General features: G+C 72.5%; 14 protein-coding genes and 2 pseudogenes. 10 read left to right on the top strand and 6 right to left on the bottom strand.

What is annotated here, in order from left to right; genetic code table 11:
• Positions 1-149: 149 nt before the first annotated feature.
• The gene (locus AB0M93_RS07515; protein WP_364269469.1) at positions 150-1,580 is read right to left on the bottom strand and encodes a DUF1996 domain-containing protein; all 1,431 of its coding nucleotides are present in this window, start codon (positions 1,578-1,580) and stop codon (positions 150-152) included.
• Positions 1,581-2,131: 551 nt separating this feature from the next.
• The gene (locus tag AB0M93_RS07510; RefSeq protein WP_364269468.1) at positions 2,132-2,734 is read right to left on the bottom strand and encodes a sigma-70 family RNA polymerase sigma factor; all 603 of its coding nucleotides are present in this window, start codon (positions 2,732-2,734) and stop codon (positions 2,132-2,134) included.
• Positions 2,735-2,974: 240 nt separating this feature from the next.
• On the opposite strand from AB0M93_RS07510, the gene AB0M93_RS07505 reads away from it, so the two are divergent.
• The 5 genes and pseudogenes from AB0M93_RS07505 to AB0M93_RS07485 all read left to right on the top strand — a co-directional run bounded on the left by AB0M93_RS07505 (position 2,975) and on the right by AB0M93_RS07485 (position 7,369).
• A complete protein-coding gene (locus tag AB0M93_RS07505; RefSeq protein WP_364269466.1) occupies positions 2,975-3,382 on the top strand; it encodes a pyridoxamine 5'-phosphate oxidase family protein in 408 nt (135 codons plus the stop codon).
• A 166-nt stretch (positions 3,383-3,548) separates the two neighbouring features.
• Positions 3,549-5,051, top strand: a complete 1,503-nt coding sequence (locus tag AB0M93_RS07500) for a GAF domain-containing protein (RefSeq protein ID WP_364270675.1) — start codon at positions 3,549-3,551, stop codon at positions 5,049-5,051.
• Positions 5,048-5,707: a response regulator transcription factor gene (locus AB0M93_RS07495; RefSeq protein ID WP_354814641.1), complete on the top strand. Its 660-nt coding sequence runs from the start codon at positions 5,048-5,050 to the stop codon at positions 5,705-5,707. The genes AB0M93_RS07500 and AB0M93_RS07495 overlap by 4 nt, the downstream gene beginning before the upstream one ends.
• A 109-nt stretch (positions 5,708-5,816) precedes the next feature.
• The gene (locus AB0M93_RS07490; protein WP_364269464.1) at positions 5,817-6,251 is read left to right on the top strand and encodes a hypothetical protein; all 435 of its coding nucleotides are present in this window, start codon (positions 5,817-5,819) and stop codon (positions 6,249-6,251) included.
• 118 nt (positions 6,252-6,369) lie between these two features.
• Positions 6,370-7,369 (top strand): annotated as a pseudogene (locus tag AB0M93_RS07485) (IS481 family transposase).
• Positions 7,370-7,540: 171 nt separating this feature from the next.
• Here AB0M93_RS07485 and AB0M93_RS07480 read toward each other — a convergent pair.
• Positions 7,541-7,987, bottom strand: coding sequence for a DUF1772 domain-containing protein (locus AB0M93_RS07480; protein ID WP_364269462.1), 447 nt, complete (start codon positions 7,985-7,987; stop codon positions 7,541-7,543).
• A gap of 73 nt (positions 7,988-8,060) precedes the next feature.
• Between AB0M93_RS07480 and AB0M93_RS07475 the strand changes: the two genes are divergently transcribed.
• Positions 8,061-8,753 (top strand): helix-turn-helix domain-containing protein, encoded by a 693-nt coding sequence (locus AB0M93_RS07475; protein ID WP_364269460.1) that lies wholly within the window; start codon positions 8,061-8,063, stop codon positions 8,751-8,753.
• Between the two features lies 1 nt (position 8,754).
• Here the strand turns inward: AB0M93_RS07475 and AB0M93_RS07470 are convergent, their stop codons facing one another.
• Both AB0M93_RS07470 and folE read right to left on the bottom strand, forming a co-directional pair.
• Positions 8,755-9,960 (bottom strand): FAD-dependent oxidoreductase, encoded by a 1,206-nt coding sequence (locus tag AB0M93_RS07470; protein WP_364269458.1) that lies wholly within the window; start codon positions 9,958-9,960, stop codon positions 8,755-8,757.
• The gene (gene folE, locus AB0M93_RS07465) at positions 9,960-10,547 is read right to left on the bottom strand and encodes a GTP cyclohydrolase I FolE (RefSeq protein WP_364270672.1); all 588 of its coding nucleotides are present in this window, start codon (positions 10,545-10,547) and stop codon (positions 9,960-9,962) included. The genes AB0M93_RS07470 and folE overlap by 1 nt, the downstream gene beginning before the upstream one ends.
• Positions 10,548-10,668: 121 nt before the next feature.
• Between folE and AB0M93_RS07460 the strand changes: the two genes are divergently transcribed.
• Complete coding sequence (locus tag AB0M93_RS07460) at positions 10,669-11,325, top strand: helix-turn-helix domain-containing protein (RefSeq protein WP_364269456.1); 657 nt, start codon at positions 10,669-10,671, stop codon at positions 11,323-11,325.
• A 337-nt stretch (positions 11,326-11,662) separates the two neighbouring features.
• Here AB0M93_RS07460 and AB0M93_RS07455 read toward each other — a convergent pair.
• A pseudogene (locus tag AB0M93_RS07455) lies at positions 11,663-12,163 on the bottom strand (RNA polymerase sigma factor); the annotation flags it as partial.
• A gap of 112 nt (positions 12,164-12,275) precedes the next feature.
• Between AB0M93_RS07455 and AB0M93_RS07450 the strand changes: the two are divergent.
• The 3 genes from AB0M93_RS07450 (at position 12,276) to AB0M93_RS07440 (ending at position 18,056) form a co-directional block, all read left to right on the top strand.
• Complete coding sequence (locus AB0M93_RS07450) at positions 12,276-12,578, top strand: hypothetical protein (RefSeq protein WP_364269454.1); 303 nt, start codon at positions 12,276-12,278, stop codon at positions 12,576-12,578.
• 142 nt (positions 12,579-12,720) lie between these two features.
• On the top strand, positions 12,721-13,764 hold the full coding sequence (locus AB0M93_RS07445; protein WP_364270669.1) for a LacI family DNA-binding transcriptional regulator: 1,044 nt from the start codon (positions 12,721-12,723) through the stop codon (positions 13,762-13,764).
• 182 nt (positions 13,765-13,946) lie between these two features.
• Complete coding sequence (locus tag AB0M93_RS07440) at positions 13,947-18,056, top strand: beta-galactosidase (RefSeq protein ID WP_364269452.1); 4,110 nt, start codon at positions 13,947-13,949, stop codon at positions 18,054-18,056.
• Positions 18,057-18,093 lie beyond the last annotated feature (37 nt).

The following is an 18,093-nucleotide window of genomic DNA, read 5'->3' as shown; positions in this document are numbered from 1 at the left end:
GACCCCGCCCGGGTGGCGAACCGCCCCGGCCACCATCCCCGGCCGGGGCGTTCCGCTTGAAAGCACCACTCTTTCGGTGCCTGGCCACCGAAACCGGCCCCTGCCTGCCCGGCAGGGGCCGTTCGCGTCCCGGCGCGTGTCCGAAGTGGTCAGGCCCGGCAGGCCCGCCCGCGGTTCACGCAGTTGACCAGTCCGTTCATGATCCGCTGCGACATCACGTTGGCGAAGTCGTCGTGGTCGGAGCCCGGGTTGTGCTTCTCCTGCGGGAACGCGTCCACTTTGTACTGCTTCTTCACCTGGATGTCGTGCGGGATGTCGTAGGTCAGCGAGATCTGCAGCTGCGGCACGGCCTTGAACCCGTTGGCGCACCGGCCGAACTGGTCCGGGAACACGATGTGCGTGCGGTGGTTGGTGCTGTCGGTGTTCTTGCCGTCCCAGCAGCTCGGGAACGTGTGGATCCGCTTGACCTTGCTGCCGTCGGGGCAGATCGGGTACTTGTCGGTGACGCGGTTCTCGAAGCCGGTGCAGGTCCAGCTCGCCCTGGCGTTGGCCGGCCCGTTCGTCGACACCTTCGCGTCGCCGTAGAGCACGCGCAGGAAGCGCGGCATCGCCACCACCTTGCCGACCGGGCTGCCGCGGAAGGTGATCTGCACCCGCTGCGGCCGCAGGATCTTGCCGTCGTTGCCGGGCAGCTCGTTGTTCTCGTCCTGGCCGGGCAGCGCGCCGCCGGCCGTCGTGCTCGGGGGCGGCGTCGGCGTTCCGGTGTCCTTGCCCGGCTTCGTCGCGCACGGCGCGAGGCCGCCGAGGTCACCGGGCTTCGGCGCGAACCGGCCGATCGCGGTCGCGATCCGGTCGATGATCGCCGCGCGGCGGTCCTTGAGCGGGTTGAGGATCGCGTTGCGCACGAAGTCCGGGCCGCCCTGGCCCTGCGTCGCGGCGATGCGCTGGTTGGCCTCGTCGGCCTGGCCGTCGAGCTGGTCGAGGTTGCTGTCGACCTCGGCCATGGCCTGGTCGGGGATGTCGGTCAGCTTGCTGGCCACGTCCGGGCACGCCACCTGCGCGGTCTTGCTCTCCCGGTCGGCCTGCGCCCGGTCGCCGTCGGGCACCTTGGCGGGCTCGTTCTTCTCCTCCTCGCCGGTGTCGATGCGCACGACCGGCCAGAAGTAGGCGGACTTGTCGCCGTTGCGGCAGGTGGTGCCCGCCTTCACGAGGCTCTTGTTGTTGGAGTCGGCGTTGGTGGAGAGGTTGCCGACGTAGTCGTGCAGGTGCTGGGCGCCGTTGCGGACACCCGGCTGGGCGATGAAGTTGTCCGGGTTGAAGTGCTGGTTTTCGTTGCGGCCGCAGTTGACGGTGAACGTGCCGGTCGACGCGCCGGTGACCGGTCGCGGGTCGAACTGGTTCGGCTTCACCTTCAGGATGTCGACGAAGAACGCGGGGTTCGCTTCGTCGGCGCTGGCTTCACCGGTGTTGCCGGTGGTCGTCGCGACGACGATGCCGCCGACCGCGATCGCGAGGGCGAGACTGCCGGTCGCGATCTTCGTGCGGCGGGACAGCCGATGCCGTCCTTGGGTGCGGGACATGGGAAAATCCTCCGGATGTCGGGCTGGCGGGAGCGCGCACGACTCTGACCGGGGACGAGCCCAGGCTCGCCGGTCAGGCGGGGTTCGTGCGCGATGTGCTGGCAATGCGGAACGTCGGCAGGAACGGCACCGGCTGGTCCACTGACCCGACATCAGTGGGCGCGCGGCACACCTGCCCGTGGCCGCGCCGTCAACCGGCTGGTTATCGTTCCGTTATGCAAGTTACACGGGCATTTGACACCGGGCAAGAAGTTCTTTTCCGTCGTCACGAACCGTCAGGCCGAGTTGCCGTCTCCGTGATCGGACATGGCCGTGACCTGGGGATTGTCCTGATGGTGAGAGGTCGCGGAAAAAAGTTTGAACCGAACTGAACCGGCAGCCGTATCCCCGGGTGAGACCAGCGGAATGTCCACGGCCGGAACGCTCGCGGAAATGGGCGTGAAATGCCCCGCCGGTCATTCGGAACTGCGGATCGCCAATAGCCGTGACGGTGGCGGACGCCGCGGCACCGGTCCGCGATCGCAGCCGCTCTCACCCGGCCGGAACGCCGCTCAGTTCCCGGCGAGCAACCGGCGCAGGGTCGTCAGGGCGCGGTGCTGGGCGACGCGGACCGCGCCGGCGCTGCCGAGGCCGACCGCGGCGGCCGTCTCCTCGGCCGTCATGCCGAGGATGATCCGCAGGACCAGGATCTCGCGCTGGCGCGGCGGAAGCGTGTCCAGCAGCCCCGCCGACCAGTCGAGCGCCGCCGAACGCTCGGCCGCTTCGCTCGTCGGGTCCGCGCCGCCGTCGCGTTCCGCGGGTGGCTCGGCGACCGGGCTCGTGCGGTCGCGCGCCCGGCGCCGGTAGAAGTCGGACACCTTGTGCGCGGCGATCCCGAAGACGAACGGCAGGAACCCGTCGACGTCGTGGGCGTACCCGGGCAGGGCGCGGACGATCGCCAGCAGCACGTCCTGGGCGCAGTCCTCGGCGTCGGACGAACCGTCCTGCCAGGTGCGGAGCCGGCCGAGGCAGTAGCGGAACACCATCGGCCGCAGCGCGCGGAGCAGCGCGGCCACCGCGGCCCGGTTGCCCTGCACCGCCGACCGGACGAGCTGGGGGTCGACGGAAAACGTCACCGTGGGTGCGTGCGCACCTCCTGCGGACTGCGGCGGCATCGGCCTCACCCCCTCTCGGCACTTCCGGCAACGGACGGTCACGACGTTAGGTGACTCCGCGTGGTCGGCACACCGGCCGGGCGGCCGTCGCGAACCGGGTCTTCCGGCCCTGGTCCCCGGGGCCGGAATGTGCCCGGCCGCCGCGGCGCGGGCGGCCGGGCCGAACGGCCCTATCGGGCGGGCGGGCGCACCGATCACGCTGGTGGCCAGGGATTTCACAGCAGAAAACACAGGGACGCGATGGTGGACGACGTGGGCTTCGGGCTGCTGCTCGACCGGCAGCAGTGCCTCGCCTTGCTCCGGACGGCGAGCCTCGGCAGGGTGATCTTCACCCACCGGGCGATGCCCGCTGTCCGCCCGGTGCGGTTCACCGTGGTCGACGACGCCGTGGTGTTCGCCGTTCCGGCCGGCAGTTCTCTCTACGCGGGCGCGCGCGACGCCGTCGTCGCCTTCGAAGCCGACGAGTTCGCCGCCGACACCGGCGCGGGCTGGTACGTCAGCCTGCTGGGCCGGGCCGCCGAGTCCGGCGCGGTCGACGTCGGCGACATCGCCTGCGCGTGCCCCGGGCCCGTCCGGGCCGGCCACCGGTTCCTGCGCGTGCCCGCCGAGACGATCAGCGGCCACCGCATCGCCTGTCACGCCGGGTGACTGCGCGAGTTCCGTAACGGCAGCGGTCCCGTCATCGACCCACCGGATGGACGAACCTGATTGGGCCGACACGGGCAGTCACCTGTGGGACCCTTGACGGCCCGGGGCAGGCCCGGGATTCGGCCGGACCCAGCGGAGTCGACGGGACGTGGCGGACGAAATCAGTATGCCGGCGATCCTCGCGGCGGTGGGCGGCATCGCCCGCGAGCTGGAACTGCCGGCGCTGCCGGCCCGGGCGGTCACCGCGATCTGTGAGCTGCTCGGCGCCCGGCGCGGCCGGCTGGACCTGGCCGACGGCGGAGCCGCCGAATTCGGCCGCGGCCCGTTCGGCGACGGCGCGGTGGAGCTGGCGGTCCGGGCGGGGCCGCAGACGTTCGGGATGCTCACCCTCGAGCCCGGCGAGGGCCGGGAATTCGGCCGCCGCGAGCGCGAAGTGCTCGGCGCGCTCACCGCGGCCACCGGGATGGCCGTCGAGAAGGCCCTGCTCGTCGACCAGATGCGCCGCCGCGAACGCTGGCTCGAGGCGTCCTACGACGTCACCCGCGCCCTGCTCGCGGCGCAGGACCTGCGGGCCACGCTCCGGCTGGTCGCCGAACGCGCCCGCATCGTCGCCGGCGGGACCGCGGGCACGATCGCCCGGCCCGACGGCCCCGGCCGGCTCGTGTTCGACGTCGTCGAGCCGCCGGGCGAGGACGCCGACCGCCTCACCGGGCTGACCGTGCCGACCGAGGGGACCGCCACCGGGATGGCGTTCACCACCCGGCGCCCGGTCGTGGTGCGCGACTACGGCGAGCACGTCCAACAGCAGCAGCGCGGCCACACCGGGCCGATGCCGGCGATGATCAAGGACCTGGACTCGGCGATCTCGGTGCCGCTGATCGTCGGCGAGGAGACCCTCGGGGTGCTGGTGGTGGCGAAGTTCCGCGACCGGTCGCCGTTCACCGACTCCGACGTCCAGCTGGCCGAGACGTTCGCCGGGCACGCCGCGCTCGCCGTCGAGTTCTCCCGGGCGCAGGAGGCGCGCCAGCAGCTGGCGGTGTTCTCCGACCGCGACCGGATCGCCCGCGACCTGCACGACCTGGTGATCCAGCGGCTGTTCGCGACCGGGCTCGGGCTGGAGGGCGTCAGCAGGCTGATCGCCGACGCGGGCGTCGCCGCGCGGGTCGCCGGGTTCGCCCAGGACCTCGACGGCACGATCCGCGAGATCCGCAACAGCATCTTCTCGCTCCAGGCGCCCGCACAGGCGCAGGGCAGCCTCCGGGCCGAGCTGCTGCGGGTGGCCGTCGACGCCCGCGACGCGCTCGGCTTCGAACCGCGCGTCGGCTTCGACGGGCCGCTGGACGCCGCGGTGCCGGACGCCGTCCGCACCGACCTGATCGCGTCGCTGCGCGAAGCCCTGACGAACGTCGCGAGGCACGCCGGCGCGAAGTCGTCGTCGGTGGAGGTCACCGTGGACCGGTTCGGCAGGCGGCTGACGCTGGTGGTCCGCGACGACGGCGCCGGCCCGCCGCCGGAGGCCGGCCGGATCAGCGGGCTCGCGAACCTGGCCGCGCGGGCGGCCCGGTGGGGCGGGCACTGCGTGCTGGCGGCCGCCGAGGACGGCGGCTCCCGGCTGGAATGGACGGCGGACCTGCCGGCGATGACCGGTGAGCAGGGAGGTGGACGATGACGATCGCGGTGTTCCTGCTGGACGACCACGAGCTGGTCCGGACCGGGCTGAAGACCGTCTTCGAGCCCGAGGCGGACATCGAGGTGGTGGGGGAGGCCGGGACGGCGGCGGAAGCGCTGGTGCGGATCCCGCAGGCACGCCCGGACGTGGCCGTCCTCGACGTCCGGCTGCCGGACGGCGAAGGGGTGGCGGTGTGCCGGGAGATCCGGTCCACAGTGGACCCGCCGCCGGCCTGCCTGATGCTGACGTCCTATTCGGACGACGACGCCCTGTTCGGCGCGATCATGGCCGGCGCGGCAGGCTACATGCTGAAACAGGTGTCCGGCCGGTCGCTGGTCGAGGCCGTCCGCACGGTCGCCGGCGGCGGCTCGCTGCTGGACGCCACGCTGACCGCGTCGGTGATGAACAAGCTGCGCGGCGAGAACGTCTCGGCGCCCGACCCGCGGTACGAGCAGCTGAGCCCGCAGGAACGGCGGGTGCTGGACCTCGTCGCGGAGGGCCTGACCAACCGGCAGATCGCCGAGCGGCTGTTCCTGGCCGAGAAGACGGTGAAGAACTACGTCTCGTCGGTCCTGCACAAACTCGGCGTCGAACGACGGACGTCGGCGGCGGTGTACATGTCCCAGCGTCGCGCGGAGCCGGGACGATCGGGCTGACTTGCGGACCGATCGGACGAAACCGGTGGGGCGTCCGACGTATCCAGCCACGGATGGAGTACACCTGTCGGGTGACGCACGAGTTGGCGTGCGCGGCAGAGGGGACGGCATGTCGGGGTTGTCGGGCGGGGACTATGTCACGCAGCAGATCCGGGCACTCGCGCAAGCGGTGCGCCGGGAAGGGGCCGGTGGGGTCGGCACGCACAGCTTCCAGCTGGCGGAGCACCTGGCGGCGGAGGGAGGCGTCCACCGCGGCGACATCTTGACGGCCACGGCGACGCTGCTGGCGATGACGGCGTGGTGCGACGGCGAGGTCGAGGCGGCCGGCCGGTTCGCGGAGCTGGCGGGCGAGCACGACGAGGAGTCGCGGGAGCTGGTGACCCACCTGCTGAGGCTGGAGGCGGGCGCCGACCAGGGGTGGCTGCCGGAGGCCCAGGCGGAGGCGCTGCTGGAGTACGCGCGCCGCTCCCGCCGGGGCGACTTGGCCACCCGCGTCCGAGCGCTGGCGGGCGTGCGCCGCGGGCGGCACCGGCGCGAGGACTAGCTGTTCTGTCCGGAGAGGTTGCGATCGGTGCGACACGTGATCGGATGATCTTGGTGTGAGGGAGGGCCTCCGGGTTCGGTGTGGATTGCGACGTCTACACCAAGCAACGGAGGCCCTCGTGACCCACGCTAACGCACCCCTGACCCCGACCGGCAGACTGCGGCTGGCCCGCTGCATCGTCGAAGACCGCTGGCCGCTGCGGCGAGCTGCGGAACGGTTCCAGGTGTCGGTCTCCACCGCCGCGCGGTGGGCCGCTCGCTACCGCAACCAGGGCGAGGCCGGGATGACCGACCGTTCCTCCCGGCCGGGGACCAGCCCGAACCGGACACCCACCCGCACCGAACGCCGCGTGATCAAAGTCCGGGGTGACCCGTCGGTGGGGCCCGGCCCGCATCGCCTACCTGCTCGGCCTGAATCCCTCGACGGTGCATCGGATCCTGATCCGCTACCGGCTGGCGCGGTTGGCGCATCTCGATCGGGCCACCGGCCGGCCGGTCCGTCGCTACGAGCACGCCGCACCCGGTGATCTGGTCCACGTCGACATCAAGAAGCTCGGCAACATCCCCGACGGCGGCGGCCACAAAGTCCACGGTCGCACCATTGGCGGGCGCAACAGCGCCGCCCACCGCGACCCTGCCCGGCCTCGCAAGGTCGGTGGCCGCGCGAACCTGGGCTACAGCTACCTGCACAACGCCGTGGATGATCATTCCCGGCTGGCCTACACCGAGATCTTGGCCGATGAGACGAAGGAAACCGCGGCCGCGTTCTGGGGCCGGGCGCAGGCGTTCTTCACCGGCTGCGGGATCACTGTCGCGCGGGTTTTGACCGACAACGGCTCCTGCTACCGATCCCGCCTCTGGCGCGACACGCTGCGCGACGCGCAGATCACCCACAAACGCACCCGGCCTTACCAGCCACAGACCAACGGCAAGGTCGAGCGGTTCAATCGGACCTTGCTCGAGGAGTGGGCCTATAACCAGCCCTACCGGACCGAAACCGAACGTCGGACAGCGCTGCCGGGATGGCTGCACACCTACAACCACCACCGCGGCCACACCTCACTCGCCGGTCAACCACCCGCCAGCCGCGTCCCCAACCTCACAGGGCAATACAACTAGCGCGGGTCTGAGAATGGTCAGGTCCGGTGCTCGATCTGACCGGCCGGCTCGGGGATAGTCGCGGTGATGCCGCGGGCACGCAGGTGTCCGCGGATCGCCGGTCTTGTCGCCGCGGACCCGTCGTTCGCGCCCGGGCGATCGTGGAATCGACCGACATCGACCGTCGGCAGGTCAGCCGGCCTGGGCGAGGATCGCGAACAGGAACGCGGCGGCCGCCGCCGTCGAGCGGAGCACGTCGATTCTGGCCCAGCGGCGCACCACCGCCTGCCAGTCCGGCGGGGGTGCGTCCGCGTGCCAGCCGTCGACCTTGATGTTGATCGGCACCGTGCCGAGGAACGACAGCAGCAGGAACGCCACCATCGCGAGCAGGCTCGCCCACCGCAGCGCCAGGCCCGGGCCGGTGACCACCACGAGGACCGCCGCGGCGAGCGCCGCCGCCGGGAGCATCACGATCGGCACCACCACCCGCAGGCGGCGCACCAGGGCCTGGCGGGCGAGCAGGTGGGCGTGTTCGTCGAGCCGGGCCAGCGCCGGGTGGAGGCCGTACCGGACGATCAGCTCCTCGCCGGCGAGGACGCCGATCAGGAACAGCGCGGCGTACTGCACTATGTTACTCACACCGAAATATTACTGTCACTGAACTTATCGACGCAAGGACAAAGTTCAGTCACCGTACAAGTACAGTGGGCGCATGACCTTGCCCACGGTGGACTGGGAGCAGCCTGGCGAGCCTCGCGCCGAGGGGTTGCGGGAGCGCAAGAAGCGGCTGATGCGCCGGCGGTTGACCGACACCGCCACCGCCATGTTCCTGGAGCGTGGCTTCGACGCGGTCCGCGTCGCCGAGATCGCCGCGGCCTGCGAGGTGTCGGAGAAGACCGTCTTCAACTACTTCCCCAGCAAGGAAGCCCTGGTCCTCGACCGGCCCGCCGCCACGATGGCGGCCCTGCGCACCGGGCTGGCCCGGCCCGGCCGCAGCCCGGTCGACGCGGTGCTGGACATCCTGGCGCGGGAACTGGACGCGCTGCTGTCCTGGCTGGGCGCCCAGCCCGACCTGGCCGAGGCGAGCGCCCGCGTCCAGGCGTTCACCGCGCTGGCCCGGTCGACGCCGGCGCTGCGCGCGCACCACCGCGAGATGGCCGAGCAGCTGGAGGCGGCGGCGGCCGAGGCGCTGGCCGTCCGGACCGGCCGCGCCGCCGACGACCCGCTGTGCCAGGTCGCGGCGACCGCGTTGCTCGGCCTCTGCCGTGTCCAGTCCACCGCCCTGCGCCGGAGCCTCGACGGCGTGAACAAGCCCGAGGAGATCCGCGACGCCGTCACCGTCGACGTGCGCAGCGCCGCCCGTCTCATCGACTCCGGCCTGGCCGGGTTCGCCCCGGCCGGGTGAGTCAGTCCGTCAGCGGGCGAGCCGGGTCGGCGAGACGGTCCGGGTCCACGGTCCGTCCGCTGAGGATCAGCTCGCGGACCGCGTCGAGGCCCTCGTCCCACTTGTTCACGTGCAGGCCGGCCACCACGCGGCCGCCGGTCAGCCAGAACGCGTGGAACGCCTCGGCGTCCCCGCGGGTGACGACGCGGTCGTAGCCGCCGGGCGGGAACCAGCCCGTGAACTCCATGCCGGCGTCGTACTGGTCGGAGAAGAAGTACGGCAGTTCGTCGTGGACCACTTCGCGGCCGAGCATCGCCAGCGCCGCCGCCGGGCCGCCGTTCGTCGCCGCGGCCCAGTGCTCCACGCGGACGCGCCGTCCGTAGCGCTCCTGCCACACGCTCGCGACGTCGCCGGCCGCGAACACGTCCGGGTCCTCGGTGCGCAGACCCGCGTCCACCAGCACGCCGTCGTCGACCGCCAGCCCCGCGTCGGCGGCCAGCTGCGTCTCGGGCCGGGCGCCGATACCCACCACGACCACGTCGGCGGGGATCTCGCCGTCGTCGGTCAGCACCGCCGTGACCGCGGATTCGCCGGCGAAGCCCGTCACCCCGGTGCCGAGCCGCAGGTCGACGCCGTGGCGGCGGTGCAGGTCGGCGAAGAAGCCGCCCACCTCCCGGCCGAGCGTGGCGTGCAACGGGCTCGCGGCCGGCTCGACGATCGTCACGGCACACCCGTAGTGGCGGGCGGCCGCGGCGGTCTCCAGGCCGATCCAGCCCGCGCCGGCGACGACGACCCGCCCACCCGAGGCCAGCGCGTCGCGCAGCCGGTCGGCGTGGGCGAGCCGGCGCAGGTAGTGGACGCCGTCGAGGTCGTTGCCCGGCACCCGCAGCCGCCGCGGCGACGCCCCGGTCGCGAGCAGCAGCTTCGTGTACCCGATCCGTTCGCCGCCGGCCAGTTCCACCTCGTGCGCGGCCCGGTCCAGTGCCGTGACGCGCCGCCCGGTCAGCACCTCGATGCCCTGGTCGGCGTACCACTTCTCGTCGTGGACGAACACCGACGACCGGTCTTCGGAGCCGAGCAGGTACCCCTTCGACAGCGGCGGCCGCTCGTACGGCAGGTCCGGCTCGGCGCCGATCAGCACGATGCGGCCGGCGAACCCTTCGGCGCGCAGTGTTTCCACGGCCTTCGCGCCGGTCAGGCCGGCGCCGGCGACGACGAAGGTGTCCATCAGGCGTGCACCCCGCTCAGGGCGAAGAACTCCTGCCGCGTCTTGGGTTCTTCGCGCAGCAGGCCGTGCAGCGACGACGTGACGGTCAGCGCGCCGTTCGCCCGCACCCCGCGCAGCGACATGCACAGGTGCTCGGCCTCGATCACCACGCCGACGCCCTTCGGGTCCAGGTGCTCCTGCAGCCAGTCCGCGACCTGCTTGGTCAGCCGCTCCTGCACCTGCAGGTCGCGCGCGAACATCTCGACGACGCGGGCGAGCTTCGACAGCCCGAGGATCCGTTCGCCGGGCAGGTAGCCGACGTGCGCGACCCCGCGGAAGGGCAGCAGGTGGTGCTCGCACAGCGACTGCACCGGGATGCTCTTCGCCAGCACGAGCTCGTCGTAGCCCTCGTCGTTGGGGAACGTCGTCAGCTGGAAGTCGCGCGGCTGCAGCATTTCGGCGTAGGCGTGGGCCACCCGGCGCGGGGTGTCGCCGAGGTGTTCCGACAACGGGTCCTTGCCCAGGGCGCGCAGCAGGTCGGCGACCGCGCGCTCCGCCGCGTGCAGGTCGACGGCGTCGCGGTCGTGGACGACACCGAGGTGCCGCAGCGGGACCGCTGCGCTGACGGGATCGACGGTCACGGGGGTGCCTCCTTCTAAAACCAAGTCGGACTGACGCTAGAAGCTCGTGGGGGTTTTCGTCAACAGTTATGTGTTTTAGAATGCGGCGATGTACGAGACCCAGGCGGGCGCGCTGGCCGCGGTGGCGGCGCTGGACGAGCCGACCCGGCGCCGGCTGTACGAATACGTGGTCCGCCGCCCGGAGCCGGTGAGCCGCGACGACGTCGCGGCGGCGCTGGGCGTGCCGCGGGCGACGGTCGCGTTCCACCTCGACCGCCTGGTCGAGGAGCAGCTGCTGGCGGTCGGCCACGAGCGCCGCACGGGCCGCACCGGGCCGGGGGCGGGCCGCCCGGCGAAGCTGTACCGCCGCTCGGACCGGCAGGTGAGCGTGTCGCTGCCGGAGCGCCACTACGAGCTGGCGGGCGGCCTGCTGGCGGCGGCGGTCGAGGAAGCGGACGAAACGGGCGCCTCGGCCCGCGAGATCCTGGGCCGCCGCGCCCGCGAGCGCGGGGCCGAGCTGGCCGGCGGCGGCTCGGACATCGTCGGGACGCTGGAGGAGAACGGCTTCGAGCCCCGCGTCGAGGGCGCGGAGGTGCTGCTGGGCAACTGCCCGTTCCACCGGTTGGCCGAGGCGCACACGCGGCTGGTGTGCGAGATGAACCTGGGCCTGGTGGAGGGAATGCTCGAAGGGGTGGGGGAGTGCGACCTGCAGGCGCGGCTGGCCCCGCAGCCGGGCTTCTGCTGCGTCCGCCTCGCGCGGGACTGAAGCGGGCCGCCTCCCGGGGGAGGCGGCCCAACCGCTTTGCGCACCGGGTCAGCACCTGCACCACCGACGTGAGCCGGACGTCCGGGCCCGTCGTCGGGACCGGCGACGGCGCCGCGGACGGGACCGGCGGTGCCGCGGCCGGCTTCGGATCGGACGGCCGCTGCAGCAGGACGACGGTCGTCACCGCCACCACGCCGGCCACCGCGGCCGCGACCGGCAGGACGAACCGGCGCCGGTGCAGCGGGACGACCTTGGCCGGCAGCTCGGCGTCGAGCTCGGCCAGCAGCTTCGCGCGGGCCGCGGTCAAGTCCGCCGGAGCGGTGCGGGCGTCGCGGTGGCGCACCCGGTGCAAGCGCGAGCGCACCGTGCTCGCGGGCACGCCGAGCGCCTCGGCGACTTCGGCCGGTTCGAGACCGGCCCAGGACGTGAGCAGCAGGACGTCCCGGTCCTGTTCGGACAGTGCGGCGAGGGCGGCGGCGAGCACGCGCAGGCGCGCCGCCGCGTCGACGCGGCCGGCGACCGCGGCGTCGTGGTTCTCGGCCGCCCGGTCCCCGGCGCCGGCCCGGGCGGTCAGCTGGAAGCCGCGCACCTCCTGGCGCACGTGGTTGCGCAGCAGGTTCGTGGCGATCCCGTAGAGCCAGCCGCGGATCGGGTCGTAGCTCGCCCGTCTTCGCAGCGCGACGACGAACGTCTCCGCCACGAGGTCGTCGGCGACGTACACGCCCACCCGGCCCGCGAGGTAGCCGCGCAGGGGAGGGGCGTACTCGTCGAAGAGCCGCGCGAAGACCTCTTTCGTGTCCCGCGCCGCGAGGTCGGGCCGGGTCAGCCGTTCGGCGATTCTGGTTGTCGGCGCCCCTTGCCCGCGTCCCCGGGCGCCCGCCCGGATGAGACGCAGGCCACATCCGCCGCCTCGGCGCGAACACCGCGGCGGCCTGCGGACAACAGCCGGTATGCGCAGGGGAACCGCAATGCTGGTCGCCGGGACGTGTGCCGGCGCGGTCGTGGCGGTGCTGGGCGTGGCCGCGGCGGTGCGCCCGCCGGATCCGGCCGGACCACTGCCCCCGGCCGGGCCGTCCCTGATCACGAGCGTGGCCACGACGGCGACCGCAGCGCCGCCGGAACGGGCCGTCGAGCAGCTTCGCGGCGGGCCGCGCTCGCCGATCACGTGCACGGGGAGTCCGGTGTCGTCGTCCCCGGCCGTGATCTCCGCGCGGCCGCGATCGGCCGCTCCGCACCGCCGGCCGGGCTGCTGATCGGGCTCGTGCGACCCACGGCGACGGTGAAAGCGCTTTCCGGTCCGCTCCGGTGCTCCGGACGCGGCGCGGGGCGTCCGGAACTCGCCGGTTCGGCGGTACCGTCTCGGGGGTGAGGCGGTACGACGTGGAGGGGGCCAGGGTGGTGGACCGGGCGAAACCGGGGGAGCAGACGAGGGCGCCCTTGCCGGGGCCCCGGCAGCCGAGCCTGGCCGACGTCGCCGGCATGGCCGGTGTCTCGCACATGACCGTCTCGCGCGTGGTCAACGAGAGCGGGCCGGTGCGCCCGGAAACCCGCGAACGGGTGCTCGCCGCCGTGCAGAAGCTCGGGTACCGGCCCAACACCGCGGCCCGGGCGCTGGTCACCGGGCGGTCCGGCACCCTCGGCGTGGTCGCGCTCGAGTCCAACCTGTACGGCCCGGCGAGCACCCTCTACGGCATCGAGAACGCGGCCCGCGAGGCCGGGTACGGCGTCGCGATCTGCAGCGTGACCCGGCCGGGCCGGACGTCGATCGGCGACGCGGTGGAGAGCCTGCGGCGCCAGGCCGTGGAGGGGATCGTGGTGATCGCCCCGCACGTCACGGCCGGGCGGGCGCTCGACGCGGCGCCCTCGGACATCCCGCTGGTCGCGGTCGGCGGCGGTGACACGGCGCCGGTGCCGGTGATTTCGGTCGACCAGTACGACGGGGCCCGCCGTGCCACCGAGCACCTGCTGTCGCTGGGCCACCGGACGGTCTGGCACCTGGCCGGGCCGGAGGACTGGCTGGAGGCCCGCGACCGCGAACGCGGCTGGCGGGAGACCCTGGAAGGGCGCGGCCTGCGGGTGCCCGCGGTCGTCCGCGGCGACTGGAGCCCGCGTTCGGGGTACGAGGCGGGCCGGGCGCTCGTCGGCAAGCGCGGGCTCAAGGCGGTGTTCTCGGCCAACGACCAGATGGCGCTCGGCCTGCTGCGGGCGTTCACCGAGGCCGGTATCCGGGTCCCGGAGGATGTCCACGTCGCCGGCTTCGACGACGTTCCGGAGGCCGCGTACTTCACCCCGCCGCTGACGACCGTGCGCCAGGACTTCATCGAGGTCGGACGCCGCACGTTCGGGCTGCTCGAAGAGCGGATGGCGGGCGGGGACGCCCGGGCTCGCCACCTGGTGCCCGCCGAGCTCGTCGTCCGGGACAGCACCAGGCCACGCTGACGCCTCGGGCTACCCGGCAATGCCGACGTCCCAGAGGCATTGGCGAGCCTTCGAACTCTTCGATGTTAACGCTAACAATACCTCGGCACTGATCCATTGTGGTGTTGTATCTTGACCGCTTCTGTGTGATCGGCAAAGGTTCGTGTTCGATTGTGGTCCCCGCCGCTCCAGGAGGCCCCCGCATGCGTGCCGCCCAACGTCGCCGGTCGCTGTTCACCGTCCTGCTTTCCGTCCTCTTCGCCTTCGCCGGGATCGCCGTCCCGCAGGCCGCGGCGGCCGCGCCCGCGCCCGCCGCACGCCCGGGCCACAGCGTCACCTACGACGGCTACTCGTTCCTGGTCGACGGGCACCGGACCTACCTGTGGTCGGGGGAATTCCACTCCTACCGGCTGCCCAGCCCCGACCTGTGGCTCGACATCTTCCAGAAGATGAAGGCGGCCGGTTTCAACGCGACCTCGCTCTACTTCGACTGGGGCTACCACTCGCCGCGGCAGGGCGTCTACGACTTCACCGGCATCCGGGACCTCGACAAGCTCCTCGACATGGCGCAGCAGGCCGGGCTCTACGTGATCGCGCGGCCCGGGCCGTACATCAACGCCGAGGTCGACGGCGGCGGGTTCCCGACCTGGCTGTCCACCACGCCCGGCCACACCCGCAGCGCCGATCCCGTGTACCTCAGGTACTCCGACGAGTGGCAGACGCAGATCGACCGCATCCTCGCGCGCCACCAGCTGACCGACGGGACCGGCAGCGTGCTGGCCTACCAGGTCGAGAACGAGTACTACAACGGCAACGCCGACGGCCGCGCCTACATGAAGCACCTGGAGGACAAGGCCCGCGCCGACGGCATCACCGTTCCGCTGGTCGGCAACAACAACGGCACCTTCAACGCCGGTGACGCCGCGCTCGACGTCGACGCCGCCGACTCCTACCCGCAGGGCTTCGACTGCTCGAACCCCACCCGCTGGAACGGCGTGCCGGACATCAGCTACGACCACGTCCCCGGCAAGCCGCTGATCACCGCGGAGTTCCAGGGCGGCGCCTTCGACCCGTGGGGCGGCCCGGGCTACGAGAAGTGCGCCCAGCTGATCAACGACCAGTTCGCGAACGTCTTCTACAAGCAGAACATCGCCGTCGGCGCCACCGGCCAGAGCTTCTACATGCTGCACGGCGGCACGTCCTGGGGCTGGAGCGCGATCCCGCAGAACTACACCTCCTACGACTACGGCGCGGCGATCACCGAGGCGCGCCAGTTCGACCCGAAGTACGCCGAAGACAAGCTGATCGGCTACTTCACCCAGTCCGTCGCCCCGCTCACCAAGACCGACGGGCTGGCCGGCGCGCCGCTGACCGACCCGGCACTCACCGACACCGCGCGGATCAACCCCGACACCCGCACGCAGTTCCACACCCTGCGGCACAGCGACTCGACGTCGACCGCCACGAACGCCACCAGCGTCGCGCTCGATCTGGCCGCGCACGCCGGCTACACCTACGACGACCGCGCGGCCGAGGTCGGCTACACCGGCACCTGGAGCCACGTCGGTCCCGAGGTCAACTACACCGGCGGCGACTACCAGCACACGGAGTCGTTCTCGAACGTCGCCGGGGACAGCGTGAGCGTCCCGTTCACCGGGACCGGCATCCGGTGGGTGACGTCGAAGGACCCGAGCCACGGCATCGCCGACGTCTACCTCGACGACACCAAGGTGACCTCGGTCGACCTCTACGCGGCGGGCAAGCAGAACCAGCTCGCCGGCTACGAGGTGCGGGACCTGCCCGCCGGGCCGCACACACTGAAGATCGTCGTCACCGGGCAGAAGAACGCGAAGGCGAACGGCGCGTTCGTCGTGGTGGACGCGGTCGACCTGCTGTCGGGCAGCACCGACTACTACCCGGTCGTGCCGCAGCAGCCCGGCACCGGCATCACGCTGAACGGGCGGCAGTCGAAGATCCTCGTCGCCGGCTACGACCTCGGCGCCACGCGGATGCAGTACTCGACCTCGGAGATCATGACGAACGCCGCCATCGGCGACCGTGACGTCGCGGTGCTCTACGGCGACCGGGGCGGGCCGGGGGAGACCGTGCTGCGGTTCGCGAAGCAGCCGGCCGTGCAGGTCCTCGGCGGGGCGGCCACGTCCACTTGGGACGCCGCCCGCGGCGACCTGCGGCTGAACTACACCCACGACGGCCTGACCCGCGTGCTCGTCACCGCGCCCGGCGCGCGGCCGCTGCTCCTGCTGCTCGCGGACAAGGCGACGGCGGCGACGTTCTGGCGCCAGGACACCGCGGCCGGCCCGGTGCTGGTCCGCGGCACTCACCTGGTGCGCACCGCGGCCGCGGGGTACGGGGTGCTGTCGCTGACCGGCGACACCGGCACCGACGGCGCCTTCGAGGTCTTCGGCACCGAGAAGGCCGTGCTGTGGAACGGTTCCTGGGTGCCGGTGAAGCCGACGTCCAGCGGCAGCCTCACCGGAACGGCCCCCACCGCGAAGGCCGTGACGCTGCCCGCGTTGACCGGCTGGAAGCACCAGCCGGAGTCCCCGGAAAGCCAGCCCGGCTTCGACGACTCGGCGTGGCCGGTGGCGGACAAGGACACCACCAACAGCTCGACCGCCATCGGCACGAAACCCGTCCTCTTCGCCGACGACTACGGCTTCCACACCGGCAACACCTGGTACCGCGGTCACTTCACCGGTGATGGCAAGCAGACCGGGATCACCCTGTCGAGCCAGAGCGGCGGCCCGGCGGGCGCGTTCTCGGCGTGGCTCAACGGCGTCTTCCTCGGCAGCTCGACCAGCCCGCAGCACACGTTCACCTTCCCGGCCGGTTCACTGCACCAGGGCGACAACGAGCTCTCCGTGCTGACCGTGAACATGGGTCACGAAGAGGACTACGGCGCCAGCAACGGCAACAAGGCCGCCCGCGGGCTCACCGCCGCCCGGCTGACCGGCACCCCACTGACGTCGGTGACCTGGCGGCTGCAAGGCGTCCGGGGCGGCGAGACCGGTCTGGACCCGGTGCGCGGCCCGCTCAACACCGGCGGGCTGTACGGCGAGCGCGCGGGCTGGTCGCTGCCCGGCTTCCCGGACCGCGGCTGGGCGCCGGCGTCGCTCCCGGCGAAGGACACCACCCCCGGTGTCTCGTGGTACCGCACCACCGCGGATTTGGACCTGCCACGCGGCCAGGACACCTCGCTCGGCCTGACCATCACCGACGACCCGGCGCGGCAGTACCGCGCGCTGATCTTCGTCAACGGCTGGCAGCTCGGCCAGTACGTCAACTACCTCGGGCCGCAGCACAGCTTCCCGATCCCGGACGGCGTCCTGAACCCGAACGGCCACAACACCATCGCCGTCGCGGTGTGGAACCTCGACGGCAGCACCGGCGGCCTCGGCTCGATCGCCTGGACGAACTACGGCAGCTACCGCTCGCCGCTGACCGTCCGGCAGAACGTCTCGCCCGGCTACGACCCGGTGCGGTACGCGATGCCGCCGGCGCCCACGGCCGGCGTGACGCTGACCGCGCCGGACACCGCGTCGGGCGGGCAGCCGTTCACCGCGTCGGCGACCGTGCGGATCCCGGCGGGCGCGCCGCCCGCGTTCGACGTCAAGCCGGCGCTCACCGCACCGGCCGGGTGGACGGTCGGCGCTGCTTCACCGGCTTCGGTCCCGCGGATCGACGCCGGGAAGCCGGCGACGTTCACCTGGACCGTGACCCCGCCGTCCACTGTGGACACGGCCGCGCTGAAGGTCGCGGTGGCCTACCGGCAGGCGGGACGCGCGGGTGCGGTGACCGGGGAGCGGATCGTGGGCGCGGTGCCCCCGGCGCCGCCGGCGGGCGACGTGGCGGTCAGCTCCCTGCCGTTCCTCACCGCCACGAACGGCTGGGGCCCGGTCGAACGCGACACGAGCAACGGCGAAGCGAGCGCGGGCGACGGCAAGCCGATGACCATCGGCGGGGTGTCCTACGCCAAGGGCCTCGGCGCCCACGCGGAGAGCGACGTCCAGCTCTACCTGGCCGGCTCGTGCACCCGGCTGACGGCTTCGGTCGGCGTCGACGGCGAAACCGGCACCGGTGGCAGTGTCAGCTTCAGCGTGGCGGCCGACGGCACGACCAAGGTGACGACGCCGGTGGTCCGCGGCGGCCAGGCGGCGCTGCCGATCGACATCGACGTCACCGGCGCCCAGGTGCTCGACCTGGTGGTGACCGACGGCGGCGACGGCAACGGCCAGGACCACGCGGACTGGGCGGTGCCGACACTGACCTGCGTCACGCCGGCCGCCCGGTGACCGCGCCCCGAGTGTGCCAGATACCGTTGCAGGACAA

Origin of the sequence: Amycolatopsis sp. NPDC051102, assembly GCF_040682815.1 — a bacterium.
Classification (GTDB): Bacteria; Actinomycetota; Actinomycetes; order Mycobacteriales; family Pseudonocardiaceae; genus Amycolatopsis.
Note: the sequence above shows the minus strand (reverse complement) of the source record. Positions and strands in the feature narration are given on the sequence as shown.

Coding starts and splice junctions, on each gene's coding strand:
- AB0M93_RS07510 (WP_364269468.1), bottom strand. CDS start 2,734: ATGCCGCCGCAGTCCGCAGGAGGTGCGCACGCACCCACGGTGACGTTT.
- AB0M93_RS07500 (WP_364270675.1), top strand. CDS start 3,549: ATGCCGGCGATCCTCGCGGCGGTGGGCGGCATCGCCCGCGAGCTGGAA.
- AB0M93_RS07515 (WP_364269469.1), bottom strand. CDS start 1,580: ATGTCCCGCACCCAAGGACGGCATCGGCTGTCCCGCCGCACGAAGATC.
- AB0M93_RS07460 (WP_364269456.1), top strand. CDS start 10,669: ATGTACGAGACCCAGGCGGGCGCGCTGGCCGCGGTGGCGGCGCTGGAC.
- AB0M93_RS07495 (WP_354814641.1), top strand. CDS start 5,048: ATGACGATCGCGGTGTTCCTGCTGGACGACCACGAGCTGGTCCGGACC.
- AB0M93_RS07450 (WP_364269454.1), top strand. CDS start 12,276: ATGCGCAGGGGAACCGCAATGCTGGTCGCCGGGACGTGTGCCGGCGCG.
- AB0M93_RS07490 (WP_364269464.1), top strand. CDS start 5,817: ATGTCGGGGTTGTCGGGCGGGGACTATGTCACGCAGCAGATCCGGGCA.
- AB0M93_RS07475 (WP_364269460.1), top strand. CDS start 8,061: ATGACCTTGCCCACGGTGGACTGGGAGCAGCCTGGCGAGCCTCGCGCC.
- AB0M93_RS07470 (WP_364269458.1), bottom strand. CDS start 9,960: ATGGACACCTTCGTCGTCGCCGGCGCCGGCCTGACCGGCGCGAAGGCC.
- AB0M93_RS07505 (WP_364269466.1), top strand. CDS start 2,975: ATGGTGGACGACGTGGGCTTCGGGCTGCTGCTCGACCGGCAGCAGTGC.
- AB0M93_RS07440 (WP_364269452.1), top strand. CDS start 13,947: ATGCGTGCCGCCCAACGTCGCCGGTCGCTGTTCACCGTCCTGCTTTCC.